The organism is Micromonospora sp. NPDC052213 (genome assembly GCF_040679695.1).
Taxonomy (GTDB): Bacteria; Actinomycetota; Actinomycetes; order Mycobacteriales; family Micromonosporaceae; genus Micromonospora.
The window spans coordinates 23,498-36,852 of the sequence record NZ_JBFAVI010000019.1 but is presented as its reverse complement, the minus strand read 5'-3'; the positions used below and the strand labels follow the sequence as shown (position 1 = coordinate 36,852).

At 72.2% G+C, this 13,355-nt stretch carries 12 protein-coding genes, 1 tRNA gene and 1 pseudogene; 3 read left to right on the top strand and 11 right to left on the bottom strand.

The window, feature by feature from the left end; all coding sequences use genetic code 11:
* Positions 1-40: 40 nt before the first annotated feature.
* Positions 41-922, bottom strand: a complete 882-nt coding sequence (locus AB0L34_RS07735) for a trypsin-like serine protease (RefSeq protein WP_363702835.1) — start codon at positions 920-922, stop codon at positions 41-43.
* A gap of 267 nt (positions 923-1,189) precedes the next feature.
* Positions 1,190-1,549: a helix-turn-helix domain-containing protein gene (locus tag AB0L34_RS07730; RefSeq protein ID WP_363702833.1), complete on the bottom strand. Its 360-nt coding sequence runs from the start codon at positions 1,547-1,549 to the stop codon at positions 1,190-1,192.
* A gap of 121 nt (positions 1,550-1,670) precedes the next feature.
* On the opposite strand from AB0L34_RS07730, the gene AB0L34_RS07725 reads away from it, so the two are divergent.
* Complete coding sequence (locus AB0L34_RS07725; protein WP_363702831.1) at positions 1,671-2,519, top strand: SDR family oxidoreductase; 849 nt, start codon at positions 1,671-1,673, stop codon at positions 2,517-2,519.
* Between the two features lie 54 nt (positions 2,520-2,573).
* Here the strand turns inward: AB0L34_RS07725 and AB0L34_RS07720 are convergent, their stop codons facing one another.
* Together AB0L34_RS07720 and AB0L34_RS07715 are read right to left on the bottom strand one after the other, a co-directional pair.
* Positions 2,574-3,551 carry a zinc-binding dehydrogenase gene (locus tag AB0L34_RS07720; RefSeq protein ID WP_363702829.1) on the bottom strand — a complete coding sequence of 326 codons (978 nt, stop codon included), beginning with the start codon at positions 3,549-3,551 and terminating at the stop codon, positions 2,574-2,576.
* Between the two features lie 70 nt (positions 3,552-3,621).
* Positions 3,622-3,813, bottom strand: a pseudogene (locus AB0L34_RS07715) (DUF6228 family protein); the annotation flags it as partial.
* A gap of 232 nt (positions 3,814-4,045) precedes the next feature.
* Between AB0L34_RS07715 and AB0L34_RS07710 the strand changes: the two are divergent.
* Together AB0L34_RS07710 and AB0L34_RS07705 are read left to right on the top strand one after the other, a co-directional pair.
* Positions 4,046-4,483 carry a hypothetical protein gene (locus tag AB0L34_RS07710; RefSeq protein WP_363702827.1) on the top strand — a complete coding sequence of 146 codons (438 nt, stop codon included), beginning with the start codon at positions 4,046-4,048 and terminating at the stop codon, positions 4,481-4,483.
* A 112-nt stretch (positions 4,484-4,595) separates the two neighbouring features.
* Entirely contained in the window at positions 4,596-5,042 is a 447-nt protein-coding gene (locus AB0L34_RS07705; RefSeq protein ID WP_363702825.1) for a hypothetical protein, read from the top strand.
* Positions 5,043-5,216: 174 nt separating this feature from the next.
* Here AB0L34_RS07705 and AB0L34_RS07700 read toward each other — a convergent pair whose 3' ends face one another.
* From AB0L34_RS07700 to AB0L34_RS07670, 7 genes are all read right to left on the bottom strand, one after another.
* The gene (locus tag AB0L34_RS07700) at positions 5,217-5,720 is read right to left on the bottom strand and encodes a GNAT family N-acetyltransferase (RefSeq protein WP_363702823.1); all 504 of its coding nucleotides are present in this window, start codon (positions 5,718-5,720) and stop codon (positions 5,217-5,219) included.
* Between the two features lie 219 nt (positions 5,721-5,939).
* Positions 5,940-6,015, bottom strand: a tRNA-Arg gene (locus AB0L34_RS07695).
* A 427-nt stretch (positions 6,016-6,442) separates the two neighbouring features.
* A complete protein-coding gene (locus AB0L34_RS07690) occupies positions 6,443-6,994 on the bottom strand; it encodes a hypothetical protein (protein WP_363702821.1) in 552 nt (183 codons plus the stop codon).
* A 23-nt stretch (positions 6,995-7,017) separates the two neighbouring features.
* The gene (locus AB0L34_RS07685; protein ID WP_363702819.1) at positions 7,018-7,515 is read right to left on the bottom strand and encodes a sigma-70 family RNA polymerase sigma factor; all 498 of its coding nucleotides are present in this window, start codon (positions 7,513-7,515) and stop codon (positions 7,018-7,020) included.
* Positions 7,516-8,264: 749 nt separating this feature from the next.
* Positions 8,265-10,757, bottom strand: a complete 2,493-nt coding sequence (locus tag AB0L34_RS07680) for an ABC transporter permease (RefSeq protein ID WP_363702817.1) — start codon at positions 10,755-10,757, stop codon at positions 8,265-8,267.
* The gene (locus tag AB0L34_RS07675; protein WP_363702815.1) at positions 10,751-11,479 is read right to left on the bottom strand and encodes an ABC transporter ATP-binding protein; all 729 of its coding nucleotides are present in this window, start codon (positions 11,477-11,479) and stop codon (positions 10,751-10,753) included. Before AB0L34_RS07675 ends, AB0L34_RS07680 begins: the two co-directional genes overlap by 7 nt.
* 459 nt (positions 11,480-11,938) lie before the next feature.
* A complete protein-coding gene (locus AB0L34_RS07670; protein ID WP_363702813.1) occupies positions 11,939-13,228 on the bottom strand; it encodes a lipase in 1,290 nt (429 codons plus the stop codon).
* Positions 13,229-13,355: the final 127 nt, after the last annotated feature.

The following is a 13,355-nucleotide window of genomic DNA, read 5'->3' as shown; positions in this document are numbered from 1 at the left end:
GGCCGGCGATGGTCCCGCCGGCCGCCGCCGCGTTCCGCCGTCAGGGCAGGTCGACGAAGTCGTCCAGGAAGTCGCGGGCGCTGTCGCTGTCCAGCCGGTAGGTGACGTTGGTGGCGTAGCAGGGGGCGTCGCCGGTGATCGTCGTGGCGGCGAGGAGCCGCTGCCCGCCGGTGGTGACGAAGTTCGGGCCGCCCGAGTCGCCGTAGCAGGCTCCGCCGTAGTCGCGGCTCTCGTTCATGGCGAGCCGCACCCAGGTGTTGTTGAGCGCGGCGAAGCCGACCTCCGCCTTCATCCGCACCCCGCCGCCCGGGTGGACGTGCCCGCCGGGCTCGCGCTGGGCCTCCGCCGTGCCGTACCCCATGACCTCCCAGCGGGCCGCGTCGAGCGCCCGGGAGCCGAGCGCGCCGAGTTGGCCGGCCGTCGGCAGGGTGGCCGGGGTGAAGTCCCAGCGCCGGTCCAGCTCGGCCGCCTGCGCGGTGTCGAGGGTGACCACGGAGATGTCGTGCGAGTCGGCGGAGTTGCCCGGGTAGTCGGGGTGGACGTGCTCGGTGCCCTCGACGCCGACGGCGGCGGCCACCTGCGCCGGGCTGAGCCCGGCGGCCTTCGCGGCGGCCAGCTCCGCCTCCACGTCCTGGGCGAGCGAGACGTAGAAGCGGGCGCCCGGCGACCAGTCGGTGGTGCAGTGCGACGCGGTCAGGAAGACGTCGCGGTCGATCATGGTGCCGGAGCAGTACCAGTCCACGACGTCCGGCGTGCCGGGATCGCCGTCGCGGTCCCACTGCACGATCAGGGCGCCGACCTCGGTGCGCTCCGGGGCGGGCAGGGCGTTGTAGGTGTTGATCGCGGATGCCGGTGTGGCGGCGACGACGGCCGCGGCGAGCGCCGCGGTGGTCAGTGTGGCGAAGAGTGCGGTACGACGCACAGGGTCCTCCGGTGTGAAACGAGAAGCGGCACCGGCGCCGGACGCGCCCCCTCGATCCGCGTCCGACGCGCGGTACGCGATGGCCGCAGGTGGCGGCCGTCGATATGCGGAGCCTATTCCCGGAGCTGGGAATATTCGCGGGCTGCAAGCGCAGCGTCTTGTCAGCGAATCTCGTTACATCCGGAGGCCGGCCTTCGCGGTGGGCCGGCCTTCTCGCGGCGCCGTCGGCCGCCCTGCCCGACACACGCCCGCGCCCCGTCCGGCGGCCTAGCGAGGCTCGGCGTCGTAGCGGGCGCGGGCGGCCTCCACCTCGTCGAGATGGGTGGTGGCCCAGGACTCGAGCCCGGCGACCAGGTCGAGCAGGCTGCGGCCGAGGTCGGTCAGCGCGTAGTCGACCCGCGGCGGGACGCTCGCGTGCACCGTCCGGGTCACGAGGCCGTCGCGTTCCAGCGCCCGCAGGGTCTGGGTGAGCATCTTCTGACTCACCCCCTCGATCCGCTGGGCCAGCTCGCCGTAGCGCCTCGTGCCGTCGGCGAGGGTGAGCACGACCAGGACGCTCCACCGGTCGCCGATCCGGTCCAGCACCTGCCGGCTGCCGCAGTTGCGGGCGTAGACGTTCGGGTGCATCGCACTCTCCATCGGTAAGTCACGCACTTCAAGGTGCCTACTCTCCAACGGGAAGTATCGCGCTCGCATTCCCGTTGCCGATGACGTCAGACACCATCCCGCACGTACGCAAGGAGTGCCCATGTCCATCGTCGTCACCGGCGCCACCGGCCGCCTCGGCCGCCTGATCGTCGACTCGCTGCTGCGCCGGGGCGTACCCGCCGGGCAGGTCGTGGCGCTCGGCCGGGACACCGACCGGCTGGCCGACCTCGCCGCGCGCGGCGTGACGGTGCGGCGGGCCGACTACAGCGACCCCGACTCGCTGCGCGCCGCCCTCGCCGGGGCCGAGAAGCTGATGTTCGTCTCCGGCAGCGAGGTCGGGCAGCGGGTGCAGCAGCACCGCAACGTCGTCGCCGCCGCCAAGGAGGCCGGCGTCGGGCTGGTCGTCTACACCAGCATCGCCAAGGCCGACACCTCCAGCCTCATCCTCGCCACCGAGCACCGCGCGACGGAGCAGGAGATCCGCTCCTCCGGTCTGCCGTACGTCTTCCTGCGCAACAACTGGTACGTCGAGAACTACCTCCCGCAGCTGCCCACGTACCTCGAGCACGGTGTCGTGGGCGCGTCCGGCGACGGCCGGATCGGCGTCGCCACCCGCGCCGACTACGCGGAGGCCGCGGCGGCGGTGCTCACCACCGAGGGCCACGCCGACCGGGTGTACGAGTTGGCCGGCGCGCCGATCACCATGACCGAGCTGGCCGAGGAGCTGTCCCGGCAGACCGGTCGCCAGGTCGGCTACACCGACCTCGCCGTCGAGAAGTACACCGAGGTGCTCGCCGGCGCCGGCGTGCCGCAGGCGTACGCGGAGGTGCTCGCGGACGGCGACCGGGGCATCGCCCAGGGCGACCTGGACGTCGAGAGCGACGACCTCGCGAAGCTGATCGGCCGGCAGCCGACCACGCTGGCCGAGGCGATCCGCGCCGCGCTCTGACGACCGCCCACCCGGCCGCCCCGCCGACGACGCGCGGGGCGGCCGGGTGCCCGGTCAACGCTCCACGGTCAGCACCACCTTGCCCAGCGCCCGGCGCCCCTCCAGGTCGGCGTGCGCCGTGGCGGCGTCGGCCAGCGGATAGGTCGTGACCAACGGGCGCCACCAGCCCTTCCCGGCCAGCTCCAGCGACCGGGCGGCCAGCGCCGGGATGCCGCCGGGCAGGGCGCGCATCCGCTGCCCCAGCCAGCCCACGGTCAGGCCGCGCCCGATGACGTCGTCCGTCCCGACCCGGGTCGCCTCGCCGGCCGACCAGCCGAACATCATGAACCGGCCGCCCGGCCTCAGCAGCTCCAGAGCCGCCCGACCCACCGCGCCGCCCACCCCGTCGTAGACCAGGCTCAGGCCGCCCACCTGCTCCCGCACCCGATCCGTCCAGTCCGGCAGCCCGTAGTCCACCACCATGTCCGCGCCGAGGTCGCGCAGCGCCGCCGTCCGGTCGGCGCCACGCGCCGCCGCCACCACGGTGGCGCCGGTCGTCCGCGCCGCCTGCACCAGCAGCCAGCCCACCCCACCGGCCGCCGACGGGACGAAGACGACGTCGTCCGCCGTCGGCGTCTCCAGGTCGAAGATGCCGAGCGCCGTCCGCCCCGTCCCGACCGCCGCCACCGCCTCGGCGCAGGTCAGATTCCGCGGTACGGCGTAGAGCGACTCGACCGAGGTGACCGCCTGTTCGGCGTACCCGCCCGGCACCATGCCCAGGTGCGCGACGACCCGCTTGCCGCGCCACGACCCGTCGACGCCCTCGCCCAGGTCGTCCACGACGCCGGCGACCTCCCGCCCGGGGATGGTGGGCAGGTCGGGCAGCGGCGTCGGGCCGCCCGACTCGCCCCGACGCAGGCTCGTGTCGAGCAGGTGCACGCCGCTCGCCGACACCGCGATCCGTACCTGACCGGGGCCGGGCGACAGGTCCGGCACGTCGTCGAGCACCAGGTTTCCCGGGGGACCGAACTCGTGAAGCTGAATCGCACGCATGCCCCCATCCGACTACCTCAACCCCGCTTGAGGTCAACCCCGACCGGCGGCCCGGAACACCGAGGAAGTCGCGCGGGTCCGCCGCGAAGCGGATCAACTCCCCACCGGCCTCCAGGTCGAACGCCGAACGGGCCGACCAGCCGCTGTCGTCATGACCCGGCCCCGGCTCGCGCAGCGTGACACCGAGCGACACGTGGCCCCGTCCGTCGTGCCGCGCGTCGAGTTCCAGGAGGCTCCCCGGAGACCACCAGCGGCGGGCACCGCCCCAGCCGCGGCATCACTACACTGCTCGCACCTACGCTGCGTGCTGCTGAAGATTCGGGGGTGTTGTGTCCGCGCGTCAAGGCTCATCGGGTATGGAAGCTGCCGACCGCGGATCTCTGGGCAGGGCGACGCCCTCTGTGGTGGACAGTCGGCCCGACAGGTGAGCTTGCTGTCCTGCTCGTCCATCGACGGCACCTACGTCGAAGCCGCTACGTCAAGGGCTGGGTGGGATGGAGCCCGAAGGGTCCGTTCGACGGCGTACTGGTGATCCGCCTCCCGGAAGCTGTCTTCCTGACCTGCCGTTGCAGGGCTGCACCGCCGCCACGGAGGGCGACCAGGTATGGCTGGTCTGGAATTCCGGCAGCAGCCGCGCCGGCACCTTCCTCACACGGGTCACCCCCTCCACCGGTGAAGTGACCAGCTGGCCAAGCCCCGTGCACGGCCCGGACGGATTCGCCGTACGAGGCAACCGCGCGATCCTGACCCGGCGCGACCACAATCAGCGATCGGTCGAAGTTGTCAGCGCCGAACTGGTCGACGCCACCTGGAGCGTGACCGACCGGCGCAGGATGCGGGTGCCCGGCCGTGTTGTCCTGCACTGTGGTCAGGGCCGCGACGGCAGCCTCTGGCTTCGCGCTGGCAATGACTGGCTTCGAATCGAAGTCTGATACGAGCAGGATATCTGTGCGCACAGGGGTCGAGGGTTGCCGCAGACCGTCACGGTAGCGACGCGACGCGAAGCGGCCTTGACGCCGTCCGAGCGACGCGGGGAGGGACCGGGTGGTGAATATCGACACGCTGCTTCCGCACGCACGCACACCGCGGGACTATCTGGACCTCGTCTCGGACCCACGAATCGATCAGGACGGGCTGCACACCCTTGCCCGTAGCTCCTACTCGTTCGTGCGGCTGGCCGTCGCCAAGGACATCCGCACCGGCGCGGCAACCCTCACCGAGATACTCGGTGGCGAGTTCGACCGGTGGGACCGCCACCACCTGCTCCGGCTCGTCGCCCAACACCCACACGCGGGCCGAGGCCTCCTGCTCAAGGTCCTACAGGAGATCGAAGTCCTGCTACGTCAACCCGATGCCAGGCCGTATGCCGCAGCGATCGCGCTAGCCGGCCGACGAGAGCTGGAGCCTCATGAGGTTCGCCGCCTGCATGGCCTACCGGGTGCATCGCGACGGATGCGCCGAGGCGTGGAGCGGGCACTCGCGCGACCATGAGATCGACAGCAAGCCTGACCGGCGGACGGCGACAGGGCCTTGCCCGTCGGTGTGACTGCGGCCCCTCCGCACTCCGAGCTGGGGAACAAGGCCGCCCAGGCGCCCCGGGTCGTGGCACTTGTCCTGCGCGGAGGGCTGCAGAACGGCACCCCTCGTGGCCGCTGCCCCTCGCGGTCACCGGCCGGGGAAAGGCCCGGCCGATGGTCCAGCCCCAGCGCCGGAGGTCGACCGAAAGTCAATTTCGAACGTCGGGTAGTCGGGCTGAGGACATGGCTCGCCCTGGTATCCGAGGCGTTCGTAGAAGGGCGCTGCGCGTTCCCGGTGAGCCTGCCACTCCAGATACCGCACCCGTTGTCTCGCCCACCGCGACACCACCGTCATCAAGGCGCGTCCCACCCCGCCCAAACGAAGGTCGGGACGCACATAGAGATCGTGCAGTCGGGCAACCCGGTGATCGTCGCCCGATCGAAGGTGCGGACCGTGGTCCTGGACAGCCGCATATCCCGCCAGTTCGCCGTCGGCATCCGCGCCAAGGATGACCCACCGGGGGTCCGCGACCAGTTGGACGTACCGCTCGCGTTGGGCGTCGGGGTGCTCACCGTTCACGCCCATGTCCTTCAGCATCGGCCAGAGTCGGGGCCAGTCGTCGGCAATCAGGGAGCGAATCTCGATCCGCATGCGGCCCATGGTGTCGGCGACGTCGCACGGGAGGCAAGCTGTTTGACGGGACGCACCGCGGTGCGGTCGGCGGGGCTCTCGTCTCTACGCGACCGACGGCCACGATGCTGAGGTGGCTCGGCACCTAAACGTGAGCAGGTCAAAGTGGCGAGGCGACCGGGCACGTAACGGGCACGCAGCCCGAAGGTGGAACGGTGATCGGTGATCAAGGCTGTAACCTGGTGCCCCCGGCAGGATTCGAACCTGCGACACACGGTTTAGGAAACCGTTGCTCTATCCCCTGAGCTACGAGGGCGCGAGGGCCTAGTCTAGCGACCGGGGCGTTCACCTGGGGTGGCAGGGAGTGGCCCACGTTCACCCCCGTTCTCCGCACCCCCGTTCTCCCAGCCCAGGACAACACCCCGAGCACACGAACCCGGGTTTGCGGCCGGCGGTCGGGCTGCGGTGACCCGCGTTGGCACGGGTTGACCCGGCTTGGCGTCCGCTGGAGAGCAATGGCCCTGCTGCAGAGGGCCCACTGTTTCGGTCGGCGATGCGTGTTGATTCCTCGTTCCCGACAGAACACGCCGGATTTTCGAGCGCGCAGACCTGGCGCGTGCGGTGCGGACTTGAGCGGTCCGCACCGCACGCCGATGAGCGTCTTCAGCGGCGGGTGTGCGATCTCTGTCGTGCGGCTCGCTGCCGCCGGAGCTGCTCGACGAGGGGTACGGCGGCCAGGATGATCACATGTTGCTGCAGGTCATCCGGTTCTTCCAGGCCAGGCCGAACACGACCGGGCCGTGGGACGAGTCCTTGTACCCGATGCTCACCACCGCGCCCTTCGGAATGGCCGACGGGTTGATCACCAGAAGAGTGTCCGCATCCGCCTCGCTATGCGAGGGGAAGATACGATCATTAGGTCGGGGCGGGGGCACGGAGTGGCAGATTGAGCCGACCCTGACTTCCGCCGGCACGCCGGCTTCGGACAGCGCCTTTCGAACCGCGTCCGGGTCGGCGAACTGCTTCTTCGACAGGGTGAGTAGCACCGTCCCGTCGGGCTTGCTGGCCACGGAGAAGGCGACCAGCTGCGTCGGAGCCATGCTGGCCGGCCGCTCCGCGGACGGCGGCGAGGCGGGTCCCGAGTCGGTGAGCGCCGGCACGGCCAAGGCCAGCCCGGCGAGCATCACCCCGGCCGCGGTCACTGCGGCCAGCCGCCGTCGGCGCCGCGTATTGCCCGCGGCGATGATGTCCTCCGCCGGCCGATCCATGTCCAGGCCGGACAGGCCGTCCGCCACCGCACGCAGTACGTCTTGGTCTCTCACTGCTTGATCTCCTGAGTCTCGGCGGGTACCAACTGGCCGCGCAGCGTCGCGACGGCCCGGGACAGGTGAGCGGTGACAGTTCCCGCAGCGATGCCGAGCACCTGAGCGGTGGTCTCGGTGTCCAGGTCCAGGAACGCCCGTAGCGCGATCACCTCTCGCTGGCGGGCAGGCAGCCGTCGCAGCGCCGCCATCAGCGCCGCGTCCACGCCCCCGGCGTCCTGGCCGACCGCCACGTCGTGCCCGTCAGCCAGGGCGACCTCGCGGCGGCGGCGCCGCCAGGCCGACACCCGCACGTTCAGGGCGGTACGCACCACCCACGCCTGGGGAGCCGGGTGCCGGCTGACCTTCCGCCAGGACATCCAGGCCCTGGTGAACGCCTCTGCCACCAGGTCCTCAGCGCCCTCGCGGTCGCCCGTGCTGGCCACCACCGCCCGCGCGCAGGCGGCCCGGTGGACCCGATAGAACTCTGCGAACTGTGCTTGCTCGTGTCCCACGTCCCGTACACGCCTGAGCCCCTCGGCCCACTTACCTCCGGCCCGAACTCGCATGAAGAAATCATCTGCACCGCCGTCACGGTTGCCTGGCACGCCGAGCAACCACGGCAGTGGCGCCGTCGGTACCGTAGCCAGCCTGCGCCACGCCACGAGAAGGGTGTCCCTGGCGTGGTCGTCGATTTCGCGCTTGATCGTCGAGGCCGGCCGCCCGAGCGCCCGCCCGAGCGCGTTGAGCGACTCCTTGTCCAGCGCCGTCAGCTGACGGCGGCACGTGAGTGGTCACCCCGGCGCCCGTACCGGCCTCGCCATGCAGAAAGCCGGTGACGTCGATGGTCATCTCCGCGACACTTGCCGACGTGGAAGAGGTCGAGGCCGTCGTCGCCCATCACGAGCGCGCGACCCTGTGCGTCGGCGACGTGTTCCTGAAGTTCGACGCCGATCAGACCCGCACCGACGTCGAGGGCGAGGCGATGACCATGGCGCCGACCCCCACTCCGGAGATCCTGTGGCGCAAGCCGCCCGTACTCGCGCTCGCCGCGCTCCCCGGGAGGGCACTCGGCCGCCTCGGCGAACCGTCGACCGCGTCGCCGGCGGCGTGGGCCGCGGCCGGTGCCGCCGCACGGATGCTGCACGACGCGCCGTTGCCGCCATGTCGCGGTCGCCGCCTCGACGACCTTGTTCTCCCTTCTTCTGGCAAGTTTTTGTCCGGACCCCCGTCGGCCCAGGCCGGAACAGCTCGAACACCCGGTTCATTCTCGCGCTGCGGCGAGCCGGGCGGCCGGTGTCCGCAGCGCCAGCGCGGCGGGTACCAAGCTGGCGAGGACGGCGACACCGAGGCAGACGGCGGTGATCGCGCCGATGGTTGCCCATGGCACGACGATCTGCGGGTGCGGGGTCAGCGGGACCAGCGTGGCCCGCAGACCGACGAGCGTGCCGGCCGCCAGTGTCCCGGCCAGAGCGGTTGCCGCAACCGCGATCAGCGCCGCCTCGGTGGCGACGGTCCGCAGCAGTTGCCGCGGCGTGGCGCCGGCCAGCCGGAGCAGAGCGAATTCTCGCCTCCGATCGGCGGCCGCCATGATCAGTGTGTTCGCGATGGAGATCGTGGCGCAGAGCAGTGCCATGCCGAGCAGCGCCAGGAGGGCGAGGCGGTTCATGCGGTCCTGTTCGGCGTGGGCCGCCGACACGTGGTCGGCCACGGGGACGATCGTGGAGCCGCCTGCGGTGGCGACCCGGTCGAGCGCGGCGTCGCCGTGGGGCACCGCGGAGTCACGGGCGAGATACACCGCGTCTGCGCCACGGCGAGGGCCGTGCTGCCGGCCGAGGTCCCAGGGCAGTAGCAGCGTCCGGTCCAGGTCGAGCGAATCGTCGAGCACCGCCGCCACCCGCAGCCGCACGGGTGTGCCGTCAGCCAGCCATATCGAGACGACGTCGTCGAGCGACCACTTCGCGGACCGGCTCACCGCCACCGGCACGGGCCTGCCATCGGCGCCGCCGTACTGGTGGACGGCATCGACCGAACCGGCGAGGGTGGGCAGGTTCAGCACTTCGGTCACGCCGGCGCCGACGTACATCACCGGAAGACCCTCGATCTGGTCATCGCGTCGGACGTACGCCTCCGCACTCCGGACGGGAACGGCGGCGCGTACCCCGGGCTGCTGCCCGAGGGCCGTCACCGTGGCCTCCCCGATTCCGGCGGAGCTGGCGGGGGTGACCACCGTGGCGGCGGTGATGCGGTCCTGGGCCGACCGCTGCTGTGTCTCCCACAGGGTCGCGGTAGCCGCCAGGGTGGTGGCGGCGAGACCGATGGTGACCAGTATCGGCGTGGCCGTCGACGCCGTGCGCCGCTTGGCGGCGAGGGCGTTGCAGCGGGCGAGCTGCCCGGTGCTGCCCGGCAGCGGCCAGCCGACCACCCGGACGAACAGTGGAACGAGCACCGGGGCCAGCAACGCCGCGGCGATCAGCGCGAGCTGCGCATCGACCAGGAGCAGGCCCAGCCCGTCGGGTCCGCTGGCGGGCACGGCCGCCAGCAGGGCTCCGGCACCGGCAAGGCTCAGCAGCCCGAAGATCCACCGTCCGACGGTCATCACCCGCCGATCGACTGCCGCCTCCCGCATCGCGTCGAGGGGCCGAACCCGCGCCGCCCGCCGCGCGGCGACCATGGCCCCGGTCAGGGCGACGAGCAGTCCCACGCCCATCGCCGCAACCAACGGCCACCACACGGGCCGCGCGGTGAAGCCGGGTGGCGCGAGGCCGACCCGGGCGAGCCAGGAGGCGAACGGTGCCGCCACGACGGTCCCCAGGGCGCCGCCGGTGGCCGACGCCAACACGCCCACCGCCAGTGCCTCGCCGAGCACCAGTCGCCGCAGTTGCCGAGGCGTGGCCCCGGCGGTCCGCAGCAGGGCGAACTCCCGCCGGCGCTGCACGACTGCGAACGAGAACGTCCCGGCCACGACGAAGACCGAGACGAACGCGGCCACGCCGGTGGTGGAGCCGAGGAGCGAGGAGGCGAACGCGAGCTTGTCGCCGTGGCGGTCGGGTTCCGCGAGGGATCGGGCGTCTCCCGTCAGCACCCGCAGGCCGGGCCGGGAGATCCGCTGCGCCAGGTCAACCGCCCTGGCACCGTCGGCCATCCGGATCGCCACGGCCTCGATGCGACCGCCGGCCAACTCGTCGACCGTGTCGTCGCTGAGATAGATCGCACCTGCGTCGTCGTCCACCACGCCCGCGACGGTCATCGCGCGGGGACCGGCGGGGGTCTGCAGGACGATGCGCTCCCCGGGCGACGCGGAGGCCCCGCTGCCCAGCACGACGTGTTCGCCGCTTGTCGGTGGACCGCCGGCAAGGAGGGAGTACGGGTGCATCGCGGCGCTGGACCAGGGTCGGGCGTAGCCGTCCCAGCCGTCCACGTGCACCGGGACCCGACGGTCGACCACCACCTCGTCGACCCCGCGCATGGCGGCGATGCGCGCCGGGATGTCGGCCGGTACCGGGGCCGCGTCGGCTGTCGTTGTCGTCTCCTGGACCGCCGCGTCGCCGGCGCCGTAGGTGACCGTCACCGTGTCGCTGCCGGTGACGACCAGGTCGGCGTTGGCGTACCAGTCGGTTGCCTGATCGCGTCCGAGGGTCGCCGCCAGGCTGAGACCCGTGATGGTCAGCAGGCACACCCCGAGAGCGAGGGCCAGGAACGACCCGACGAACGTGGTCCACCTCGCCTTGAGCGTCTGAAGGGACAGGGTCAGCATGCGCCGGCCGTTTCCAGCCCGGCCATCCGCTCGACGACCGACCGGGCGTCGGGCTGCGCCAACTCGTCGGCGAGGCGGCCGTCCGCCAGGAAGACCACCCGGTCGGCGTACGCGGCGGCGATCGGGTCGTGGGTCACCATCACCATCGTCTGCCCGTCCCGATCGACCAGCTCCCGCAGCAGCCGCAGGACGTCCCGGCCGGTTGCCGAGTCCAGCGCGCCGGTCGGCTCGTCGGCGAACAGCACCTGCGGCCGGGTGACGATCGCCCGCGCGATCGCCACCCGCTGCTGCTGCCCGCCGGACAACTCGGCGGGTCGGTGCCGGTGCCGATCGGCCAGCCCGACGCCGGCCAGCACCGCCCGGATTTCCGACCGGCTCGGTCGACGACCGGCCAGCCGCAGCGGCAGTGCCACGTTCTGCTCGACGGTCAACGACGGGAGCAGGTTGAAAGACTGGAAGACGAAGCCGATCCGATCGCGACGCAGCAGAGTCAGTTCGGTCTCGGACATCAGGCCGAGGTCGTTGTCCCCCAGCCGGACCTTGCCGGCCGTCGGCCGGTCCAGCCCGGCCGCGCACTGCAGCAACGTGCTCTTGCCGGAGCCGGACGGGCCCATGACGGCGGTGAGGGTGCCGCTGGCGAAACCCACCGTCACCTCGTCCAGCGCCGTCACCTTGGCGGTGCCCGACCCGTACCGCTTGCTGACGCCATCCAGCCGGATCATGTCACCGCCACCCGGATTCCGGGCGCCCCCGCGATCTTTCTGCATGGCTCCAGCAAAGCCCGCGTTTCAGCCCGCCGCAGTGAGGCTGCCCGGAGTCTTTCGAGGTACGGCCAGCCCTATCCCCGGCGCACGCCTGGCCGCCCGGCCAGCGAACCGGGGAGGAATCGACCATGCGCCGGCAGCATCGAGAAATGAGGGTCCGCAGGCTGGCACAGCCTGCGAGCGGCCTCACCGGCAGGGTCAGCGGCGGCAGGCAGCGCCGCCCGGTTCCCAGCCGACCGTCACCCGTGACGACAGCCCACGATTCAGATGGCCAACTACCACTACGGGCTCGTGGTGGTGCCGCAACGTCCCGCGCGACGACGGACAGCGCCGTTCCCGGCCGGCAGGCGCTGGGGCGTAGGGCCCGACGACGCCGCCGGCCCGTCCTGACGGGCCGGCGGCGTCCTCGACGGTTGGTCAGCGGACGAAGGTGACGTCGGGGTGCCTCGGCGACGGACGGTCGAGCAGCGCCCGGGGTCGCTGGCGGAGATGCTGGTCGAAGAAGGCGGTGAGGTAGGCGCGTTGGGAGGTGACGATCCGGTCCGGGTCGACGGTGCCGATCAGGCCGGCGACGAGTCCCTCCGGCAGCGGGAACGCCGCGTCGAGCTGCGGCAGCAGCACCTGATGGTCGGTGAAGGTGAAGTGCTGGCCCTCGGGGACGTACAGGTCGAGCTTCCAGCCGGTCGAGTTCGCCCAGAACGACCGCCAGTCCGGGGCGTCCAGATGGGTGTACGGCCTGCCGCCGACGAGACCGGCGCCCATCAGCAGGAACGGGCGATCCAGCCCGTGCTCGGCCACGTCGCCGAGGTCGTCCCTGCCGTACGCCATGCTGCCGTCCAGGTCCGCTCCCGCGTCCAACCGCCGGTCGGCGAGCATCGCCTCGGCAGTGGTGAAGCCACCGGCCGAGTGGCCGAACATGCCCGCGCGGGACAGGTCCAGCGCGGCGCCGAGGCCGCGCGGAAGCGGGCGCTTGCCGGCGTCGGGGTTGCCGCCGCCGGCGAGGACGGCGAGCTGGTCGAGGACGAACCGGGTGTCCTGGATCCGGGTGCGGATCTGTGCGCGCATGAGGTCGCCGGGTTCCAGGTCGGGTAGGCGCTGCGTCTCCACGCGTCCGCCGGGGAACTCGACGACCGGCGCCTCGTACGTGTGGTCGACCGTCACCACGACGTAGCCCCGGCTGGCCAGTTCCCCGACGAGGACCGTGCCCTCCGCGCGGGGCCGCTCGCCGCCGGGCGAGTACACGACCACCGGGAATCCTCCGCGCCTGGCGCGGGCGGGCGCGCCGGCACGGGCATGGGTGGTGATGCCGGCCCAGTCGACCTGCCCGGCGGGGATGCCGAGGGTGCCGGCGAGATTCTCGCCGTACCGCTGCGCGGCCAGCGGCGGCAGGTACGGCGCGAGCGGTTCGCCGCCCGCCGGGCGAGCCGGGTACCAGACGGTGACCATGAGTTCTCGCGGCTTGGCGGCCACCCACGGATCGGGCCGGCCGTGGTCGACCAGATGCAGTTCGGTGGCGGCGACGGGGTGCGGGCCGGTCGGTGCGGGAAGACGCAACCGCAGCGGCGCGCTCGTGGCGGGCGGCGGGGCCGCGCCTGCTCCCGGGTCCGGTGCGGCCAGGGCGAGAGCCGCCGGCGCGGTCGGCACCATCGCCACCGACACCGCGACCGCGACGCCGCCCAACAGCCATCGTCGAGAAATCGTTCGCATGCGGCAAGGCTCGCCCGGGGCGCCCGTCGACGGCATCTGCCGGAAGTAACCATGTCGCCCCTGAGAAATCTCAGGGGCGGCGGGCCTCGGGCCGGGGAGAACCACAGTGGACGGCAGGTCGGCCGGT